The sequence below is a fragment of the Enterobacter sp. RHBSTW-01064 genome (genome assembly GCF_014103035.1).
Taxonomy (GTDB): Bacteria; Pseudomonadota; Gammaproteobacteria; order Enterobacterales; family Enterobacteriaceae; genus Enterobacter; species Enterobacter mori.
Genome location: NZ_JABXOU010000010.1, coordinates 71481 through 90594, shown reverse-complemented (window position 1 = coordinate 90594; position 19114 = coordinate 71481). Strand labels below are relative to the sequence as shown.

General features: G+C 52.1%; 28 protein-coding genes and 1 pseudogene. 24 read left to right on the top strand and 5 right to left on the bottom strand.

Annotated features, from left to right (window positions below):
* The first annotated feature begins 76 nt into the window (after nt 1-76).
* The 8 genes from HV355_RS22685 (at nt 77) to HV355_RS22650 (ending at nt 4998) form a co-directional block, all read left to right on the top strand.
* Entirely contained in the window at nt 77-406 is a 330-nt protein-coding gene (locus HV355_RS22685) for a multidrug efflux SMR transporter (RefSeq protein WP_319026229.1), read from the top strand.
* A 368-nt stretch (nt 407-774) separates the two neighbouring features.
* A complete protein-coding gene (locus HV355_RS22680; protein WP_182403577.1) occupies nt 775-1104 on the top strand; it encodes an SMR family transporter in 330 nt (109 codons plus the stop codon).
* Between the two features lie 25 nt (nt 1105-1129).
* Nucleotides 1130-1765, top strand: coding sequence for a GNAT family N-acetyltransferase (locus HV355_RS22675; RefSeq protein ID WP_182403575.1), 636 nt, complete (start codon nt 1130-1132; stop codon nt 1763-1765).
* A gap of 717 nt (nt 1766-2482) precedes the next feature.
* Nucleotides 2483-2818, top strand: a complete 336-nt coding sequence (locus HV355_RS22670; protein ID WP_182403573.1) for a hypothetical protein — start codon at nt 2483-2485, stop codon at nt 2816-2818.
* Between the two features lie 33 nt (nt 2819-2851).
* Nucleotides 2852-3181, top strand: coding sequence for a hypothetical protein (locus HV355_RS22665; RefSeq protein WP_182403571.1), 330 nt, complete (start codon nt 2852-2854; stop codon nt 3179-3181).
* A 30-nt stretch (nt 3182-3211) separates the two neighbouring features.
* Nucleotides 3212-3871 carry a hypothetical protein gene (locus HV355_RS22660; protein ID WP_182403569.1) on the top strand — a complete coding sequence of 220 codons (660 nt, stop codon included), beginning with the start codon at nt 3212-3214 and terminating at the stop codon, nt 3869-3871.
* Nucleotides 3872-3874: 3 nt separating this feature from the next.
* Nucleotides 3875-4222, top strand: a complete 348-nt coding sequence (locus HV355_RS22655; protein ID WP_182403567.1) for a hypothetical protein — start codon at nt 3875-3877, stop codon at nt 4220-4222.
* Complete coding sequence (locus HV355_RS22650) at nt 4219-4998, top strand: site-specific integrase (protein WP_182403565.1); 780 nt, start codon at nt 4219-4221, stop codon at nt 4996-4998. Before HV355_RS22655 ends, HV355_RS22650 begins: the two co-directional genes overlap by 4 nt.
* A 105-nt stretch (nt 4999-5103) precedes the next feature.
* Here HV355_RS22650 and HV355_RS22645 read toward each other — a convergent pair whose 3' ends face one another.
* Both HV355_RS22645 and HV355_RS22640 read right to left on the bottom strand, forming a co-directional pair.
* A complete protein-coding gene (locus HV355_RS22645; RefSeq protein WP_022650037.1) occupies nt 5104-5382 on the bottom strand; it encodes a hypothetical protein in 279 nt (92 codons plus the stop codon).
* The gene (locus HV355_RS22640; RefSeq protein WP_045891871.1) at nt 5382-6020 is read right to left on the bottom strand and encodes an AAA family ATPase; all 639 of its coding nucleotides are present in this window, start codon (nt 6018-6020) and stop codon (nt 5382-5384) included. Before HV355_RS22640 ends, HV355_RS22645 begins: the two co-directional genes overlap by 1 nt.
* Before the next feature lie 238 nt (nt 6021-6258).
* Between HV355_RS22640 and parM the strand changes: the two genes are divergently transcribed.
* Together parM and HV355_RS22630 are read left to right on the top strand one after the other, a co-directional pair.
* Nucleotides 6259-7230 carry a plasmid segregation protein ParM domain-containing protein gene (parM, locus tag HV355_RS22635; RefSeq protein WP_049221677.1) on the top strand — a complete coding sequence of 324 codons (972 nt, stop codon included), beginning with the start codon at nt 6259-6261 and terminating at the stop codon, nt 7228-7230.
* Between the two features lie 4 nt (nt 7231-7234).
* Entirely contained in the window at nt 7235-7624 is a 390-nt protein-coding gene (locus tag HV355_RS22630) for a plasmid partitioning/stability family protein (RefSeq protein WP_045891868.1), read from the top strand.
* Between the two features lie 3 nt (nt 7625-7627).
* Here the strand turns inward: HV355_RS22630 and HV355_RS22625 are convergent, their stop codons facing one another.
* The 3 genes from HV355_RS22625 to HV355_RS22615 all read right to left on the bottom strand — a co-directional run bounded on the left by HV355_RS22625 (nt 7628) and on the right by HV355_RS22615 (nt 9665).
* The gene (locus HV355_RS22625) at nt 7628-8899 is read right to left on the bottom strand and encodes a Y-family DNA polymerase (protein ID WP_045891866.1); all 1272 of its coding nucleotides are present in this window, start codon (nt 8897-8899) and stop codon (nt 7628-7630) included.
* Nucleotides 8899-9327: a translesion error-prone DNA polymerase V autoproteolytic subunit gene (gene umuD / locus HV355_RS22620; protein ID WP_045891864.1), complete on the bottom strand. Its 429-nt coding sequence runs from the start codon at nt 9325-9327 to the stop codon at nt 8899-8901. Before umuD ends, HV355_RS22625 begins: the two co-directional genes overlap by 1 nt.
* A gap of 185 nt (nt 9328-9512) precedes the next feature.
* Nucleotides 9513-9665 carry a hypothetical protein gene (locus HV355_RS22615; protein ID WP_182403601.1) on the bottom strand — a complete coding sequence of 51 codons (153 nt, stop codon included), beginning with the start codon at nt 9663-9665 and terminating at the stop codon, nt 9513-9515.
* A gap of 28 nt (nt 9666-9693) precedes the next feature.
* On the opposite strand from HV355_RS22615, the gene HV355_RS22610 reads away from it, so the two are divergent.
* The 14 genes and pseudogenes from HV355_RS22610 to HV355_RS22550 all read left to right on the top strand — a co-directional run bounded on the left by HV355_RS22610 (nt 9694) and on the right by HV355_RS22550 (nt 19043).
* Nucleotides 9694-10161 (top strand): hypothetical protein, encoded by a 468-nt coding sequence (locus HV355_RS22610; RefSeq protein WP_045891863.1) that lies wholly within the window; start codon nt 9694-9696, stop codon nt 10159-10161.
* Nucleotides 10162-10556: 395 nt separating this feature from the next.
* A complete protein-coding gene (locus tag HV355_RS22605; protein ID WP_022650030.1) occupies nt 10557-11249 on the top strand; it encodes a DNA methylase in 693 nt (230 codons plus the stop codon).
* Complete coding sequence (locus tag HV355_RS22600; protein ID WP_022650029.1) at nt 11246-11467, top strand: hypothetical protein; 222 nt, start codon at nt 11246-11248, stop codon at nt 11465-11467. The genes HV355_RS22605 and HV355_RS22600 overlap by 4 nt, the downstream gene beginning before the upstream one ends.
* 55 nt (nt 11468-11522) lie before the next feature.
* On the top strand, nt 11523-11945 hold the full coding sequence (locus tag HV355_RS22595) for a DUF1380 family protein (RefSeq protein WP_182403563.1): 423 nt from the start codon (nt 11523-11525) through the stop codon (nt 11943-11945).
* Between the two features lie 363 nt (nt 11946-12308).
* On the top strand, nt 12309-13088 hold the full coding sequence (locus tag HV355_RS22590) for a hypothetical protein (RefSeq protein WP_182403561.1): 780 nt from the start codon (nt 12309-12311) through the stop codon (nt 13086-13088).
* 392 nt (nt 13089-13480) lie between these two features.
* A complete protein-coding gene (locus HV355_RS22585) occupies nt 13481-13981 on the top strand; it encodes an antirestriction protein ArdA (RefSeq protein WP_045891854.1) in 501 nt (166 codons plus the stop codon).
* 40 nt (nt 13982-14021) lie between these two features.
* Nucleotides 14022-14213, top strand: a complete 192-nt coding sequence (locus tag HV355_RS22580; RefSeq protein WP_045891852.1) for a hypothetical protein — start codon at nt 14022-14024, stop codon at nt 14211-14213.
* A 161-nt stretch (nt 14214-14374) separates the two neighbouring features.
* Nucleotides 14375-14629 (top strand): DNA polymerase III subunit theta, encoded by a 255-nt coding sequence (locus HV355_RS22575; protein WP_182403559.1) that lies wholly within the window; start codon nt 14375-14377, stop codon nt 14627-14629.
* A gap of 381 nt (nt 14630-15010) precedes the next feature.
* Nucleotides 15011-15212, top strand: a pseudogene (locus tag HV355_RS24320) (single-stranded DNA-binding protein).
* Nucleotides 15213-15356: 144 nt separating this feature from the next.
* Nucleotides 15357-15572, top strand: a complete 216-nt coding sequence (locus tag HV355_RS22570; protein ID WP_045891942.1) for a DUF905 family protein — start codon at nt 15357-15359, stop codon at nt 15570-15572.
* A gap of 68 nt (nt 15573-15640) precedes the next feature.
* Complete coding sequence (locus HV355_RS22565) at nt 15641-17626, top strand: ParB/RepB/Spo0J family partition protein (protein WP_182403557.1); 1986 nt, start codon at nt 15641-15643, stop codon at nt 17624-17626.
* Between the two features lie 42 nt (nt 17627-17668).
* Nucleotides 17669-18091: a conjugation system SOS inhibitor PsiB gene (gene psiB / locus HV355_RS22560; protein WP_182403555.1), complete on the top strand. Its 423-nt coding sequence runs from the start codon at nt 17669-17671 to the stop codon at nt 18089-18091.
* The gene (locus HV355_RS22555; protein ID WP_048210051.1) at nt 18091-18822 is read left to right on the top strand and encodes a plasmid SOS inhibition protein A; all 732 of its coding nucleotides are present in this window, start codon (nt 18091-18093) and stop codon (nt 18820-18822) included. Before psiB ends, HV355_RS22555 begins: the two co-directional genes overlap by 1 nt.
* Complete coding sequence (locus HV355_RS22550) at nt 18813-19043, top strand: hypothetical protein (protein WP_182403553.1); 231 nt, start codon at nt 18813-18815, stop codon at nt 19041-19043. Before HV355_RS22555 ends, HV355_RS22550 begins: the two co-directional genes overlap by 10 nt.
* Nucleotides 19044-19114: the final 71 nt, after the last annotated feature.

The window sequence follows — 19114 nt, the reverse complement described above, 5'->3', positions numbered from 1 at the left end:
TCTGTGGTATGAATTGTCATTCTAAGCTTGTCGGCATGACTATCTATCACTTCAGAACTGGAGAAGGCGGGTGCATATTCCATATCTTTATCTCACCCTCGCTATACTTGCCGAAGTGTGTGCAACTATGTCTATAAAAGCGATCAGTGGCTTGAAAGCACCCCTTCCATTGATAGGGGTTGTCTTCGGCTATGGTGTCTCATTCTGGATGCTGACTCTTGTGGTAAAAAGTATCCCTGTTGGGATTGCGTACGCAATATGGGCAGGTGCAGGTATTGTTCTGGTTGCCTTATTGTCTGCGCTTTTTTATGGACAAAAACTCGATGCTTACGCGATGACAGGTATGTTTTTCATCGTAACCGGTGTGGTCATGATTCAACTTTTATCTTCTTCCGCAGGACACTGATGTTATGCCCGTTATTTGTAAAATGCGTGGAGCATTGCTGCTTGTCACAGCCCTTGTGACAGAAATGTTCGGAATGATATCCCTTAAAGCTCATTCACATTCATCTGAGCTGGTTGGAAAAGCGGCGATATATCTTTGTCTAATTTGGTCTGTTTATTTTCTGGGTAGAGCGAATGACTATTTTCAGTCTTTCTTGATAATACTTGCAAGTAATCTGACTATAACTTTAACCGTAACGATTTGTGGACTATATATGTTTAATGAACCATTTACATGGTTACGTTTTACAGGTCTATTCATGATTGTAACCGGAGTTGCACTATTGAGTTTTTTCAGTGACGACTTGATTTCTCTGCGGAGTGATATTGATGACGGCTCTACATGTTAACCAATATATTGCGCTGACTCTGTCAGTGATTATGGAGACTACAGCAGGTGTGCTGGTTACTGTTCCGCTAAGGTTTAATATAGCAGTAAAAAATGCTGCCTTGTTCGGGAGTATTTTTGTTTCCTTTATGGCGCTGGACTATGCTTTATCCGGCATCAGTTTCTCGGTAGCTTACCCGGTATGGGCAAGCGCAGGGCTGGCATTTACTGCTGTCATTTGTGCAGCATTTAAGGCCAAAGGATTAGTTAAAGCTGGCGCGCTTGGCATATTTTTAATCATTGCAGGTGTCATGGTTATTTTGTTTTCTTAGCCTTAACAATTATGGAATTACAGGTATGAATAGAGACGTTCTTTATCGCGAAATGGTGCCTGGAGACTACAGTAATCTCCTGAAACTGGTTATAGATACTTGGCGATATAATGAATGGGTGACTGAGAAACTTGTTGCCCCACTTGCTGAGAAATTCATGGTAGAGACACTTTTGAACTCATCTCAGCGTATCGTTGCGACATATGACGGGAATTTAATAGGAGTTTTAGCCGCAGAAACTGCTATTGAGGATCCGTTTTCAATTTTATGTAAATGCAAAGAAATTGATGCCTTGTTAAAATTAACGGAGAATGATACTGGTGACTCCACAATCTTACATCAGTACTTGAAGACAAAAAGGCTAAATCTGGATATGCTTGAATCCCGATATGAATGTTATCAGGGGTTAATAAGTTTGCTCATCGTCAAGGATGGGTATAAAGGGTTAGGTATCGGCTCTAAATTATTTGGAATGGCTAATGATTACTTTCATGATAATAATGTCAGTCGTTTTTATCTGTTTACAGATAGTGCATCAAATGTACGCTTTTATGAAAGCAAAGGTATGCGCAGAGTGAGAGAGATAAGTTACAAATGGGATGAAAATGATGTTCAGTCAATCGAAGAATATTACATGTATGAAGGGTTTACTTTAGAATAAGAACTGACACTCTAAGAATCTATAAAATTATTGTTTCGAATTGCAGTGAGACAACTCTATTCAATACGCCCATGATGTCCGCTTCTGGCACAAAGCGGACTTTATACTGACAGGACACGATGACAAAGGGCGGGAAGGACGTTCAGGGTGAAAATGATGCCTGCCGCTTCGTCGCTGATCCGCCGTCAGGATCACTTATCCATTCAGGGCAATAATGATCGTATTTTTGTTACCCAAAGACAATAATCCCCTCATCGCAACAATCCCCCTCAATTAGTGCCTGTCTTGCATCAGTCCCTCTCCTCTTTTACTCAGATCCGAAAAAAGTAAGTTCCGGATCTTCTTTCCTGCCCACAGCGCGCAGCGGCGCAGAAACACAATATGTAGCGGTGTAATCAGCTGCTCATGACGCTATATGTTGTGTCTCTCCCCTGCCGCGTGACCTGGTGCCCAGCGGCCGATATTGCCGCTTTGCTTATTTCTCCGCCGTGGTACACTTCCGGAAATCTGTTATACGCCAGAAAATCGGATCTACCGGAAACGGTCATCCTGTAATTTAACGACGTGGTTATATGGCTGCTTATTATCAGCCTGAAAATTATTACGGCAGGGAAAATCATCCGGGTGACAGACGCAGGGTTGTGCTTAGCCGATTATGCTGCACGTCATAATTGCTCTGAGTGACTATTTATTACGAAAGTATTGCAGAGGGCAGAAATGGACGAAGTGGAGCTTTTTCACGAGCTGATGGATAGTGGTCACAAATTCGTCTGGTATCTCCGTGAACCAGGCGTCAGCAATCCGGATGGTAATTCTCCTGACGTTCAGCTAATTGTCGATCTGAACGGAAAAGAACTGGCCCGTCGCATTGATATCCCGGAAACGCCAGAACATGGCTGGCGCATCGATTCCTGGCATGCGAGAGATTTTGGGGGGCTGCCGAAAGGTGCTCTGAAGGTGGATTTACATCTGCTATTAACCCGGCGTCTTCTCGGAGAAACGGGTTCGATGTTCTCGCGGCCCTTTTTCCTTTCCGCTGAGCAATGTTCATAACAGCGGGCGGGATTTCTTATTAAAGGAAAGGCTATGTGTGATTTATGCAGGGCGGACGGGAATTACTTCCATACGCCGGAATGCGTGTATGACCAGCTGGTCAGCGAGTACCCCGTGATGTGGCTGCGGGACTCGACCCGGATTGGCGCCTGCTACACCCTCCGTGAACTGCTGTCGCCGGAAGGGATGGTGCTGGCCATACAGAACGCGCCTCCCGTGACGGGATGGCGGCTTCGTATGCGGTATAACGAGGCCACTGACGAAGAGATAGACCCGCAGCGCGGGGACTGTATTGAGCTGCCCTCCAGGGCGGACGCCCTGCGGGCCTTTGAGCCGTTCCGTGGAAGCGCGGCGTCAGTATGACCGGCGGGATTTTTCAGTAAGGAAGCAAATATGGCTGACTGGTTTATTGCGACCGAAGGCGTGAAGGTGGTGAAGGACAGTATTGGCCTGGCACCTCAAATTATCACGGCTGTTACGTCGGTTGGAGCTGCTTTTGGAGGTGTCGCGCTGACGCATTACTTCACCCGCAAGCGTGAGGAAAGAGCGGCTGAAGAGAAGCTGGTCCGCGAGCGCCTCTTTATCGGCACGGAACTGATCTGCCTGCTGGAGCACTTTGCTGACCAGTGCAGTGATGTTGCCTGCGATACTGAGCCCGACAAAGAAAAGTGGTCGGTTAAAGATCTGCCTCTTCTGAGTCTGGAAGGAATCGAAGGTGACTGGCGTTCGCTTCCATCCGAACTGCTTTTCCGTATCCGTAACCTGCCGGCGCTGAACAAAGAAGCCCGGTACGTTATTGAAAGCGTATTCCGGTACGAATCACCACCTGACGTCGCGGAATCCGCCCGGTACCAGTATGCCCGTCTGGGGCTGAAAGTGCTGCTGATAGCCTGGCGTCTTCGCCGGATCTGCGATCTTCCTCCCCCGCGCGAAGGGGAACTGTGCTGGCGGATCGGGTCCATCATGTGGCGCAACCGGCGCGCGCTGTGGCGCCGGCATGTGCAACGCCAGCGGAAGATACAGAACGACCTGTCCCCTGATGAGAAAGGATAACCAGTGAAACCCAATTATCTCAACGATCCGCATGCAAACGAAGCCGCCGATGACATTATTGGCCTGCTGAAACTGTGCCAGCAGCTGCAGTCAGAAAAGGACGGCAGGGTACGGCCGGAGCCCGGGGCTTATTCCCGCGATGAGGATGCGTTTGCCGATCGTATCCGCACAGCATGCGGACATGCCCAGCAGCTGCGCCGGCTGCTGCCGATGATGATGACGCTGAGCGCCATTGGCGCCGAAATGGAAAGCCGGGGAGAAATCAGTGTACTCCCGGGCGAGGATTACGCGCAGAAAGCACTGGCACGACTTACAGAGCAATACCTGTCCGGCAGGGACAACAAGCAATGATGCCGGCAATACCAGGCCAGGGTGTCTCATTTTCGGCCGCGCAGCTGCCGGTGGCCATCGACTACCCTGCCGCACTGGCCCTGCGCCAGATGGCCCTCGTTCAGGACGAACTGCCGAAATATCTGCTGGCGCCGGAAGTGAGCGCCCTGCTCCACTATGTACCCGATCTCCACCGCAAGATGTTGCTGGCAACCCTCTGGAATACCGGCGCGCGCATTAACGAGGCGCTTGCGCTGACCCGGAGTGATTTTTCTCTGGCGCCGCCCTACCCGTTCGTGCAGCTGGCCACACTCAAGCAGCGGGCGGAGAAAGCGGCCCGAACGGCCGGCCGCTCACCTGCCGGCAGTCAGGCTCACCGGCTGGTACCGCTTTCCGATGCGAACTATGTCAGCCAGCTGGAGATGATGGTGGCCACGCTGAAAATACCTCTTGAACGACGTAACAAGCGAAGCGGTAGAACCGAGAAGGCGCGCATCTGGGAAATTACCGACAGGACGGTGCGCACCTGGCTCAGCGAAGCGGTTGAAGCAGCAGCGGCTGACGGGGTGACGTTCTCCGTGCCGGTGACACCGCACACATTCCGGCACTCCTATGCGATGCACATGCTGTACGCAGGCATACCGCTGAAGGTGCTGCAGAGTTTAATGGGGCATAAGAGCATCAGCTCGACGGAGGTGTATACGAAGGTGTTTGCGCTCGATGTGGCGGCACGTCACCGCGTGCAGTTCCAGATGCCGGAGACTGAAGCTGTGGCATTACTCAAAGGAACCATTTAACTTCTCTGTAAGCTATGAGGATCTGCATGATATAGGAAAGGCCGCTAATGCGGCCTAAGTCATACTTCATACTTCACATATCATACTTATGATGTAATATCGTTCTTACTCGCCAGTTTTCTGAAAGTAAAGTTCAAGGGCTTCTCTGACTATTGCACTGACGTTTTTAGGATCTTTCCCGTTACGCTTGTTCCGCAGTGCTATATCTTCGACCTTCACTAACATAGACTCCCCTAATGAGATTGTCGTGCGGCACTGTTTTTCAGGTTCCGGTTTTTCTGGTGCTCCGTAGGGTTTATCGGCAAGGCGCTGCGCGAGGGCTTCAGCTTGTTCTGCTGTGACACCTGTTCTGCTTGTCGCTTGCTGGCTCGGCTTTTTAACCATTATCCGAATACCTCTTTCATTAACTGCATAATTTCTGCTTTAGCCGCTTCATTATTCGTTTCTACGACACCTGTTCCATTGCTCATGCAATCTCGATAGACCTTGCGGAAACAGATTACTGTTTGCAGCGTTTCAATAGTTGGAAACTCTTCAAGGTATTCCAGAAACTCCTTCCGTTCATTTCCCCTAAGCACTGGGTTTGTTGTGGCCATGCTTTGTAAGCAATAGACTTTCAGCTCAGGGTTGAGATCACGCATAGCTTCAATCTGCTGAGCAAGTTCCGTCAATGTATCAAGGTCGGGCTGTGAGCATTGTAATGGTGCAATGATCTGATGTGCGACTACTCCACTAGTAATGAACTCTCTTGAGTTTCTGCCTGCCACATCCACGATTACATGATCATATTTTTCGTCTAAAGCTCGAAGGGTTTGTGTCAGATTATCGAATTTTTCGATGAGCGTGAAAGTTGGCTCTACCCCAGATGCTTCACGCTCAGCATGGTGCTTAGCGGCCGTCCGTTGTAAGTCTCCATTTAACAGGCATACGTCGTGGCCCTCATGGGCTAGAGCTATTGCTAAGTTTGACGCCGTTGTAGTTTTACCTGAACCGCCTTTGTTTCCACCTACGACAGTAATCATTTCTGCCTCATAAATGTGATGTGTGAAGTATGATTTATTTTGTCACATACGTATTTATAGTCAATAACTGCAATCAAAAAAATATGAAGTGTGAAGTATGATGTGTGATTTATTTTATAATACATCACAAATAATACTTGTGTTTTAATATTTCATACTTATGATTTGATACTCAATCTGAGTGCTTAGGCACTTAAGCTCAATCATTTTTCTCAATTTGAGTATCAAGGGGTTCAGGATGAAAGTGTATTGTGATGATGGTTCTACAACTGTAAAACTTGCATGGCTCAACAATAAGAAACTTTATAAGTCATTGTCATCTAACTCTTTTCGTCAGGGTTGGAAGGTGGAAGGGATGGGCGTACGTCAGACCTTCAACTATGAGCTTGATGGTAAAAAATACACTTATGACGAAGTCAGTAATGAATCCATTCTTACTACTCATATTGAGTATCAGTATACCGATGTAAACGTTCTGGCGGTTCACCATGCACTTCTGAACAGCGGTCTGAAACCTCAGCCTGTCTCACTGACTGTGACCTTGCCTATCAGCGAGTTCTACACGAGGGATTGTCAGAAGAATGAGCTGAATATTCAGAGGAAAATCGACAACCTGATGCGTCCAGTCAAGTTGAACAAAGGCGAGGTGTTTACCATCGAGCACGTCGAAGTCATGCCAGAATCCTTGCCTGCCGTATTTGAACGCCTGGTGAAAGACAATGTAGGGCAGTTCGAAAAGTCTCTGGTGATTGACCTCGGTGGTACAACTCTCGACGTTGGCGTTATCGTTGGACAGTTCGACTCTGTCAGCGCGATACACGGAAACTCTGATATCGGCGTATCGCTGGTAACGAAGGCTGCACTCACGGCGTTAAAAATGGCATCCAGCAACACGAGCGCTATGGTCGCCGATGAACTTATCAAACAGCGTACAAACGCTGACTTCGTCCGTCAGGTTATTAACGATGAAAGCAAGACAGCACTGGTATTGGATACCATCGATAGCGCGATCGCTACACTGGGTGCCCAGGTTGTCGATGAGCTGGCAGGATTCAAGGACGTTAACCGGGTTTATATTGTTGGTGGCGGTGCCCCTCTGATCGAGGATGCTGTTAAAGCTGCATGGCATCATCTGGGCTCGAAGGTTGTCATGATGGATTCGCCGCAAACATCACTCGTTGAAGCCATCGCTGCATTCAAAGGGGAATAAGACTGTGAGCGAGGAACGGAAGAAGTTAACGGTTTATCTTCATCCGGACCAGGTGGCGGATAATGTGTCTTTAGACATTATTGATTCTGTCCCACGGAACGATAGAGGGGATTTATATAGGAGGGCACTTATCTCCGGCTTAGCACTTCACCACCTCGACCCGCGGCTTCCTGGCTTACTAGCACAGTTGTTGGATAAGAGTTTCACGGCTGATAGCCTGGTAGGTTTAATCAGTCAGACAACGGGATGGAAGCCATCCCAGGCCAATATCCGTGATGTGCTTGCTGTACTGGGCGCGGGTAAATTTGATTCTGCAATCAAGCCTGAAATTGCTGAAGATGATGAGCAGCGCCGACTGGAAGAGGCCCGGGTCAAAATGAAAGACCTCTTCTGATACTCAAATTGAGGCTTTGGGGATATCGGACCACCTGGTCGTGTATGCCGGAGAAAGCATCTCTCTTTTCATTTGCCATTCTGGTGCAATTCCGCGGCCAGCAAACCATACCTTCCCGAGCCCTGAATGGTTTATACCATCCAGGGCTTTCATTAGATCCTCGCTTCGTTCCTGCGGCTTAACGTCATCGAAAAGATTTAACTGTGCTACTCCCGTAGGGGTGAAATCATTCAGCATTACGCCAGCCTTTGCATATCGATGCCCGTCGAGCCAGATACGGTCCAGGGCCTTTACTGAGGCATTAATGATGTCCCGGGTGTCACGGGTAGGCACGAGAAGCTTTTCACTGGCCACGTTGCCGTAATACGCTTCGTTGACTGCGAAAGGGGAGGTTTTGATAAAGACCGATATGTGCCGGCAGAACTGATGCTCTCCCCGCAATTTTTCAGCAGCGCGTTCGGCGTACTGGCAGATAGCCTGCCGCAACGCTTCGTAAGTCGTGATGCGCTCCCCGAATGATCGGCTGCAGACAATCTGCTGCTTCGCGGGTGGTGCCTCTTCGAGAGATATACAGGCCTCACCGTTCAGCTCGCGTACGGTTCGCTCTAGCACCACGGTAAAGTTCTTGCGTATAAAGGAAGGATTCATGCGCGCCAGCTGTAGCGCAGTCGTCACGCCGTATGTATTCAGCTTTTTACCTATGCGTCGACCAACCCCCCAGATTTCCTCCACTGGCTGCAATGAGAGCAGTTTCTCCGTCCTACGGAGGTTGCCAGTGGTAAGGGCCAGTACGCCCCCGAATTGAGGCCACTCCTTAGAAGCCCATTGCGCTGATTTTGCTAGAGTTTTTGTTGGGCCCATCCCGACGCCAATTGTCAGTCCGGTTCCAATGAGGACATGCTCGCGCAGCTGCCGTCCGAAATCTTCAAAGTCGGTACAGCCATCGATGCCGCGAATGTCCAGGAACATCTCGTCGATACTATACTGCTCAACGCGGGGTGCCAGTTCTTCCAGATGTGCCATGACCCGGTTGCTCAGACTCGCGTAAAGCTCATAATTGCTGGAAAACGTAAGAATTTTCTCCGGGAACTGCATTGCCTTCAGTTGGAACCAAGGGATCCCCATTTTGATCCCAAGCCGCTTCGCTTCCTTCGATCTGGCTATTACACAACCATCGTTATTGCTAAGAACGACCACTGGTTTATCACGCAAGTCAGGACGAAAGACTTTCTCACAACTCGCATAGAAGCTGTTCACATCTGCGAGGGCGAACATTAGTCATGTCCCCGGGTTTTGTGTACAAAGGCAGTTACAACACCGAAAATTTGTAGCTGCTCAGGTTCTGGCCACAGAGTAGGGTAGGCTGGATTCATTGCCTGCAACCCTGGCCTCGGTTTCAACAGTAATCGCTTGACAGTAAATTCACCTTCAATCTCAGCAATAACGATATCGCCGTGGTGTGCCTTTTCGGCTTTATCAACGATCATCAGATCGCCAGAATGTAGCCCTATATCAGTCATGGAATTACCAATAGCTCGCACAAAATATGTCGAACTGGGCCGAGATATACAGTAATCGTTGAGGTCAAGTTCGGCTTCGACATAGTCCTGGGCCGGGGACGGGAACCCCGCCGGACACCTCTCGCTATAAAGAGGGATGGGGATAATTTCTGGCTCGCAATCGACACGCAATAATTCAAACATAGGCACCTCCGCACTGTATTTATATACAGTATTATTGCTTTGTTGAGTGTACTTTCAAGTTTTTGCTTTGCCCATTTTTTAACTCTATGTTGCCTAAAGAAGTTCCCCGCCGTGCCTTTACTTTAGCCCGAACGCTTCAGATGCAAGGGTTCGCTACGCCGCCATCCTCGCCCGGTCGCAGTGATTTATTGCTTCATGCCGTTCTTCCCGTCGTTCTCCCGCTCAATATTCGCGGGAGAACCGTCCAGACCGTCATCGCTGTTTACCTGCGCTGCGGCCTCCGGTGTCGCCCCTGCATTTTCCGCTCGATGTCGGGCTGTCGTGTCGGCACGGTGCAACTGGGTGCCGGATGCTTAGGACACAGCCATGTTCAGACTGACCTGTATTGAACTCAACAACGGCGAGTTTGCCGTGTATATCAACAACCATTATCTGTGGAGTGAGGATGCCTGCGGAGAACGACTTTACCTGGGGGAGGTGCTGGAGCAGCTTTCCCTGATGCCGGGTGTGGAAACCTGCACTATTCAAGAGGCAGTTCCGGAGGACGAAGAGTGGTGCTGGAATGACATTGCCAATCGCGTGCTGCCGTCGCTATCCGCCAGCCGCGAGGGTGTAACCGTGGCAGCTCTCATCGCGCGGTTACAGCAGTATCCGCCGGATGCGCTGTGTATGGGAACGTTCTGGCTGGCTGATGATTTTCTGTCCCTTAATGACAGCCTGACAGAGGGGGAGATTGCTGATGCTATGCGTGTCTGTTACCACAGCCATGATGCCTGCATCGGTTTTAACTGGGACACATTGCAGTTCGCTATCGACCAGGTAAAGGGGCGCTGACGGAAAAAAGGGCGCCTCCGGCCGGAGGCGTCTAAAACATACCAGGCTTATGACCATACAAAGTGGTGTACTGACACGCACTTATGGTCATTCTGTCATACACGGGAGGCGCCTTCAGCTACCCGAATCATTACCAAATGATGTCGGTGCCCTCCACCTTTCTGCCGCCAGCCGGCGGCGTGTTCAACGCCGTGCCTTCACGCTAACCCGGCCGCTGCGGTCGCAAGGGTTCACGTTGTCTCCGTCCTCACCCGTTCGCACCTTTCACGGCGCATTCAGCCCGTGAAAGGCTTGCGCTGCGGCTTGCGGCGTCGCCCCTGCGCCCTCCGCTCAGAGCCGGGTTTTTGTGGCGGCACGGCGCAACAGGGTGCCGCATATCAGAGAGGAGTGTGTCTATGTCCCGTTATATCCTGGGTGACTGCGTGCAGGTGATGTCCCGTTTTCCGGCACGTGCCGTTGATTTTATTCTTACCGATCCCCCGTATCTGGTTGGCTTTAAGGACCGTACCGGCCGCACTCTGGCCGGGGACAATTCGTCGGAATGGCTTCAGCCAGCGTGCCACGAAATGTACCGCGTACTCAAAAACGACAGTCTGATGGTGAGCTTTTACGCATGGAACCGCGCAGATCTGTTTCTCAATGCGTGGAAATCGGCTGGGTTCCGTGTTGTTGGCCATATCGTTTTTGCGAAGAGTTATGCCTCCAAATCAACGTTCGTGGGCTACACCCATGAGAACGCTTACCTGCTCGCGAAGGGGCGACCGCAAACCCCGGACCGCCCCATCCCGGACGTGATCCCCTGGAAATACACGGGCAACAGACACCATCCGACGGAGAAGCCGGTGCAGAGCCTGCGGCCACTGATTGAATCGCTCACGCGTCCGGGGGCCATTGTCCTTGACCCGTTCGCCGGTAGCGGTTCCACCTGCGTGGCCGCCGCCGAAGCCAGCCGCCGCTATATCGGGATCGAGATGCTTGAGCAGTACCACGCCGCCGGCGTTCGCCGTCTGGCACAGGTTGAACGGGCGAGAAGGATGCCGGCGGCCAATGACGGTACGTTTTACCCTGATTATCCGGAGGCGGCATGAACTACCCAGGCCTTGAATCCCTGCGCGCGGACGTGGCCGAGCTCAGCAATGCCATGTGTGACGTGCGGATGCTGCTGAACCGCCTCGAATCTCAGCACCGGCACGACGCGGCAACGCTGGCTGAACGTATGGCCGCCCAGACCCTGCGCCGGATCAACACCCTGCTTCTGGAAGCCTACCGCGAAGCCCTGGTGCTGGACGAAACCTTTCAGGGCTGACTGACCCTGCCGGGCTGATGCCCGGCCTGTAACCACTTACGAAAGAGATAAAAAGATGTACGGAACCCGCAAAGAACTTTGTGTACAGCTTGAAACCATGTTCACGTCTGACGAACCCCTGCTCCTGCTGGTCTGGACGGAAGAGGGGATTAGCGTGGCCTGCCGTGAAACCCAGCCAGAACCGGACGAGGCTGAAATCCGGGCGGTGATGAAGGCGCTTGGTGAAATGAAAATGACGCAATACCGCCAGGAGGGGATAAATAATCTGACTGTCAGCGATCTCCTGACCCGTCAGCGGGAAGCGGCAAACCGTCAGGTGAGTGTACCGGCAGCTTTACTTGCACGCGTCCTGCGCGACTATGAGTGTGAGCTGGAGCATCGCGCCGGAATGGCCTGGGAGGCCGGGCGGCCTGAACCCGATTCCGTAAAGGAAGCAAGGAATGACGTCTACGCACTGAAAGACGCGCTGGTAGCCTGAGAACGGGCCGGGGGAGCGTCCCCGGCAACCGGTGACAATTCACAGCGAAAGAGGATGTCGTTAACTCCGCTTTTTATGCCGCGCTGGCGCGGCGGATGTGGGCGCCGTGCCTTCACTTTAGCCCGAACGCTGCAAATGCAAGGGTTCGCTACGCCGCCGTCCTCGCCCGGTCGCATTGATTTATTGCTTCATGCCGTTCTTCCCGTCGTTCTCCCGCTCAATATTCGCGGGAGAACCGTCCAGACCGTCATCGCTGTTTATCTGCGCTGCGGCCTCCGGTGTCGCCCCTGCATTTTCCGCTCAATGTCGGGCTGTCGTGTCGGCACGGCGAAGACGTCGCCGCATTCAGAAGAGGAGAATATCATGACCATTGCTTACCGCTTTATGCACCGTCATACCCGAAACACGCTCGTAGCCCGCGGCTGGCCAGCTAACATGGATATCGATACAAGCCTGAATTACTCCAGAGGAGAAGGCGTTGCGTTCTATGGCCAGCTCGATGCTTTACAGTTGCAGCGTCTGTTACCTGAGATTGCACTGCGTGGTTTGATGTCCGATCAAGCAATGAAGGTGCTGCTGCCATTACTGGCAGGAAGTGAACTGATTGTCCGCCTTTATCGTAATTCGCTGGGGCATCGTAAGGCTCATGCCGGAACCATTTCGCTTGAATATGATAATTGCCCTGAGGGTATGTCCACGAAACATATCCTCTGCCTGCTGAAAGCCCTGCGTGACGAGATTAACCACGTCTGTAGCTGCGTGGCATCCGCCGGATACCGTCTGATGGAAGCGTTGCGTCCCGCCGCTGAACCGCTGGTATTTACCCGCCGAACCCGTAATTTCCTCTTGACAGTAACGGAAGTGGAGCAGGTGCAGGATGATGCGCAGTGGGATAATGAGACGCTCGACGCGCGTCTTAAAGCGGTACTCGACGGGAAGGAAACCTTTCGTCGTCTGCAAATCCGCCTGGAATGTAATGGCCGCACAGTCGGACAGACCCACGTGCCTTATGCGCTTCGTCACCCTGACAGCCCATCCCGCGACTGGTTTGACAGGCACTGGCTGCGGGATGTTGTAAGCAGCGCCCGCACCGAGATTGACTCGATGATGAAATCTTTCTCCAGCATACGAATTGCCGCCTGATTTTAGGCGGGGCAGCGCGCCCCGCCTAATTGCGAAAAGGATGTCGCACGCTCCGCTTTACCGGCGCACCCTCCACGATGTTACGGGCACGCAGGTGAAAACGTCCGTGCGGTCTGCGGCTAACGCCGTGCCTTCACTTTAGCCCGATCGCTTCAGATGCAAGGGTTCGCTCCGCCGCCATCCTCGCCCGGTCGCAGATTTTTACGCCTGATGCCGTTCTTCCCGTCGTTCTCCCGCTCAATATTCGCGGGAGAACCGTCCAGATCGTCATCGCTATTTATCTGCGCTGCGGCCTCCGGTGTCGCCCCTGCATCTTCCGCTCGTAGTCGGGCTGTCGTGTCGGCACGGCGTAAGCCGGAACTCAGACGACACTGACACTGGAGGAATATTTAATGAACACTACCACCCCGGCAATTTATGTAGGTACGTACCACAAATACAACTGCGGTAGCCTTTACGGTAAATGGTTTGACCTCACCGATTTTGATGACAAGTCGGAGTTTCTGGAAGCCTGCAACGAGCTGCACGCCAATGAATCCGACCCGGAACTCATGTTTCAGGACTGGGAGGGGATCCCGTCTGCCTTTGCATCCGAATCTTCCGTTGACTGGAATTTCATTGAAGCCTACAAGCGTGCGCTGGAAAACGGCCAGGATGCTGCATTTATTGCCTGGGTTGAATACTCCGGCGAATGTGATTATGACGCGTTCGAGGATGCATATTGCGGAGAAGCTGAGAGCGAAGAAGACTACGCCTGGACTATGGCTGAAGAGTGCGGCCTTCTCAATGACATTCCGGAATCGCTGCGGGGATATTTTGATATGGCGGCTTATGCCAAAGATATGTTCTTGAGCGGTCTGGTGTTTCTTGATGGATATGTGTTCAACGGTTGATTGTAAAGGCGGGGCAAAGCCCCGCCAAACAGGAGAAAAAATGAAACTTGATCCACAGACCCGTGACATCCTGCGTCAGTACAAAAATTTGATTAACGCCCGTCGACGTGAAAATGGTCAACGGGAACTAAGAACGGAGCAGGTGATCGACGAAATATGCTATTACATGACCTGCCAGTGCTCGGTTTATATTGGCGGTCACTTCATTTTGCAGGGTGGAAAAGGTCACTGATGACCTGGCAGGCGGTATCATCCGCCTGTTAGTCCGCGCGAAAACCCTGGCAGGCTTTGCCTGCCGGCGATTGTCACCGCGCCTGCGGCGCAGCAACTAACCGCCATGGCAAATAATGTCAGCGAGAATAGCTGTGCTGTCGAATTCTAAAGAGGAAAAACATGAGCGAAATTAATATTTCGAAGCGTTCAAAAGAGGATCAGGACCGGATCGCCGTCGACCTTGCTGCGTCAGGTGTGGCTTATAAAGAGAGGCTAAATCAGCCCATAGTGCCGGAAATTGTGGCGCGTGAGCAGCCCGAGGAGCTTCGTGAATATTTCCTGGAAAGGTTGCGCCATTATCGTCAGCTGAGCCAGCAGTTACCGAAAGCCAGCGATCCACAATATTTAGAAATGGCTGAGGCAAATAAAAAGTAATTTTTTCAGTCAGATATGCTGTAAATCAAACTCATTGCCCTTGTTGCAGTGGGCGTCCGGGCGGGCTGTCATGCTTCGCACAGAGCCAGCAAAGCTGTCTCTGCCCGGCCCCTGCGGGGCAGCGGGTGTCCATCCCATGACGCAACCCCCATCGCTTGCAGCAGCCGTTCCGGCTGCGCCGCTCAGTCGCGCCGTTTCCTGCGCTCCCTGCATCACGCCGTAAATACCCCGTCGTGATGTAGGGGGCAATGTCGTTTCGCCGCGCGCGGCTTCCCGTCATTGCGGCGTGTCCCTGCCCATTCCATCCGGTCCTTTTACACCCCTTTGAGTCCCTCCTCCGGGTGCTGAGACCGCCACAGTCCTCGTGGCTGTCCAGGGTGAATGCTGACGCACGGCCACCAAAACTTTTTGCAGGCAAAAACTTTTAGCGTCCGCCCCGGACATCTGCCTCGGCCGGTGTCGTTTACGCACCTGCGGCGAAGGTTCTCAAACGGGTGATGTTTTATCCCCCGGGAAAGTTCAGCAGGTTCCCGCGAAACGTCAAAACCGCGGCTCCCGTAACTCAACGGGTGATGGGTTTTAAAACCAGCCACTTTTTTAAAGGAAGTATGCAGTGGGAAAAACATTACAGGAATTTCTGAATCAGCCAGTGCTGCTGCGCGAACCCACCGCCGAAGAAAACGAACTGGCGGCTCTATTGAATGGCAGTACCGTCACTGCACCCGTGATGCTGCCTCAGGGGCCGTTTACCCGTGAAGAGGCGACCGCCCTGGTGGCGCAGTACACCAACGTCAGTATTGAGAACGATCAGGGTACTTATTTTCAGCTTGTTGTGCGGGGTGAAGAAGGGTTTTTGACGAAGTGCGCGTGGAACTTTGAGAACGACGTGGGGGCATTGCTTAACCGCGCCCTTGCCAGTTACAGAGCCAGAAAACAGCAGTAAGAAGGTGCCCTGTCGGAGCTGTCACTCCGCAGGGCAAGACAATCATTAATACTGAGAGGTACTAAATCATGACAGTTGCAGATGTTAAATCAAAAGCACCCAAAAAAACCAGCAAGAATAAAACCGCCGGAAACGAGGCGCTGAAAGCTGCCCTCGATGCGGCAGTCATTGAGTATGTTCCGCTGACCGATCTCATTAAATCACCGCTAAACGTGCGCACGATTCCCTACACCACCGAGAGCGTTAAGCGACTGGCTAACTCCATTGAAAGCCTCGGACTGCTTCACAATCTGGTTGTCCATGCCCTGCCCGAGGGAAAATACGGTGTGGCAGCAGGTGGTCGGCGTCTGACTGCGCTGACGCTCATGTCTGAAATGGGGCGTATCAAACCGGATTATCAGGTTCCGGTTAAACGTGTCAGCGACGAGCTTGCTGTTGAGGCTTCTTACGCCGAGAACAACGAACTTGAAACCATGCACCCTGCCGAGCAGATCACTGCATTTGGTACGCTGGCGGCGCAGGGGAAAACCCCCGCACAGATTGGCGACGTGCTTGGCTACGGTTCCCGCCACGTCCAGCGCATGCTCAAACTTGCCAGTCTTGCCCCGTCACTGCTCACACTGCTGGCAGAAGGTCAGCTTGATGTTGAGCAGTGTCAGGTGTTGTGTCTTGAAAGCGATTCTGTACGTCAGGTTGCTGTTTACGAAAGCGTAAAGGAGGAATGGGGACGCACTACCGTAAACGCACTCAAAAACCGAATCACGGAAAGTGAAATTTCTGTCTCGCATCCACGTTTCGCATTTATCGGGCGTGATGTTTATGAAGCCGCAGGCGGAATTGTTCGTGAAGATCTGTTCAGTGAGCAGGAAGGGGATGGAACAGTAGACAGTCTGCTTGTTGAACGTCTGGTACTGGAAAAGCTTGAATTGATCGCTCAGGAAATCCATCAAAAAGAGGGCTGGATGTGGGCTGCCGGACGTCTGGCTGCAATTAACCTTTACGGACCTGACGGAAAGGACTACCGCATTCTGCCGGAGCCAGATGCAATCTACAGCGAAGATGACAGCCGCCGTATCGACGAACTGTCCGACAAATTTAACGCTCTGGATCCTGACAGTGATGAAGCCGAGGCCATTAGCAGCGAAATATCCCTCATTGAACATGCCGCTGAGCTTCGTGGGTGGACAGAAGATCTGAAAGCAAAATCAGGCGTGGTAGTGAGCTTCATGCACGGTGCGCTTCGTATTCAGCGTGGTATATGCCGCATGTCTGATTTACCTGACCATGACAGTAACGGGGAGGATTCCGCGCAGTCTCCTGCCGTGACTCATATGCATCGACCTGATGCAGCAGAAGGGATCAGCATCCCGCTGCTCACCAAAATGTCATCCGAGCGCACTCTGGCGGTACAGGCCGCGCTGATGCAGCAACCTGAAAAGGCCGTGGCGCTTATGGTCTGGCGTATGTGTACCTGCGTCTTTGCTGGATGTGTGACCACGCCGCATCCGTTCCGTATCAACCTGACCGTTTCTCACAGCAGCCTCACAGAGAACGCCCCGTCCGGTAAAGAAGGCGCAGCGTTTGAAGTCCTGATGACCGAAAAAGAGCGCCTGAAAACCCTGCTGCCAGCAGGATGGGAGAAGGACTTCACGACCTTCTTCGCCCTGAACGGAGAGGTACTGATGTCATTGCTGGCCTTCTGTGCAGCTTGTTCCGTCGATGGTGTACAGACGCGTGATAATGGACACACATCACGCAGCCCTCTCGATACGGTTGAGGCCGCGATAGGTTTTCACCTTCGCGACTGGTGGCAGCCTACAAAAGAGAACTACTTCGGTAGCCTGAAACATTCACAGATAGTCACTTCACTTAAAGATGCAGGTCTGACTGGTGCCGCTGCTGACGCAGAAAAAATGAAGAAAGGCGACGCGGCAGTGCATGCGGAGTTCTTTATGAAGCAGAACCGTTGGGTTCCTGCATGGTTACAGTCACCGCAGCCTGATGCAAAAGACAGCACCGATACCGACACTGACAACGCGGCAATTGCCGCCTGATAAGGATAGCCGCCCTACGGGGCGGCAATAAGGAGATACCTGATGAATATGCCAAACTTTAAGCTTTCCTCCATGATCGGTGAAGATTTCGAAACCTGCCGCGCCGCTGGTTACTCCTATCGCCGTGAGATGACACACGCTGTTATGGGGGCACTGAGTGCGCCTGCAAACTGGGATGTTAACGGGGAGTATCGTAGCGAGTTCGGGGGCTTATTTCCCGTGCAGATCCGTTTTTCACCCACTCATGGCCGATTTGAAGTGGTTCTGTGTAGTCCTGGTGAGTTTAGTCAGGACTGGATCACGCTGTTGGTCTGGAGAAAAGGGCAGGAAGTATCCTGTATCCGCTCATGCCCACAATTTGACGCTGCTGTGATAAACCATGTGCTGAGCCTGACCAGCAGGCTGGACAGTGATGGGTACTCAATATTCGATATTCTCTCAACGCTGCGAATGGAGGTGGCCTGATGATCCCTCGTCACCTTTCTCTTGTCACGCAACTGCCGGAGCGTGAGGCAGCGTTACGAGCCATTATTGCCGTAGAAGAGGGGGGCGGGCGGTACGGAAGCCGACACCCGCAGCCATATCCCTATGCCAGAGCATTTTTCCGGTTCCTGAGTGGTAGCAGTAAAATTAGCGGAAAGGCGATCAACCAGGTGCGCGGGGCGTACTGGCTGAAGGGGGATAAAATTTCTCTGGCCCGATATGAAGAGGCGTTTGACATACTGATCAGTAGCCGCGGTCGCCTGTGTTACCCTCCGCTCGGTACCGACATGGTGCAGAACCTGTTTCCGGAGCAGGCGTTCAGCATCAAAGAACGCCACACGCAGCGGGAAGTGCGCGAGGATAATCTTTATTCCCGTCAGGAATCACGGCGACACCGTGAAAAGGAAGAGAAATACCAGAACCGCGTGGGGCAGGCTGAAATCGACCTGGCATTTCAGACACCGGAGACACTGCGCGCATGGTATGAGTTCTGGTCCCAGCAGGATATACGGGACTATGACATCCAGCGAATGTTGTGGGCGTGGACGGAACGCAGCCCGTCACTGTCTCATCTGGTGAAGGCTTACTACGACCGTGCGCATGAGATCGTACTTGATGTACATGATGTGGCGGAGTCTTCGACACCGGCGGAAAAAGAGCTTGAACGGTGGATGGTACCAAACAAAATTACGCTGAGGTCGGTATGGCCGTAAGAAACAACCCGTGGAAAACAGAGCTGAAGGTTGCCCGCAGCCAGCGTAATAAGCTGAAAACCATGTCGGAAAAGCTGAAAGACATGTGCTGTGAGTGGGACGGGTTAAGCGGCTGGCTGGAAACAGAAAGTGAGCGACTCGCAGAAAGCATTGATCAGCATCTTGAGGCGCTCGACGAACAGATACACAACTGGTCCACAGGCAAAAGTGATCCTGATTAAACCTGTCAAAGGTGACGATTTATCCAGTAATCAGTCTGTTATTCCTGGGCAGAATCCGCTCGTCGGGATAT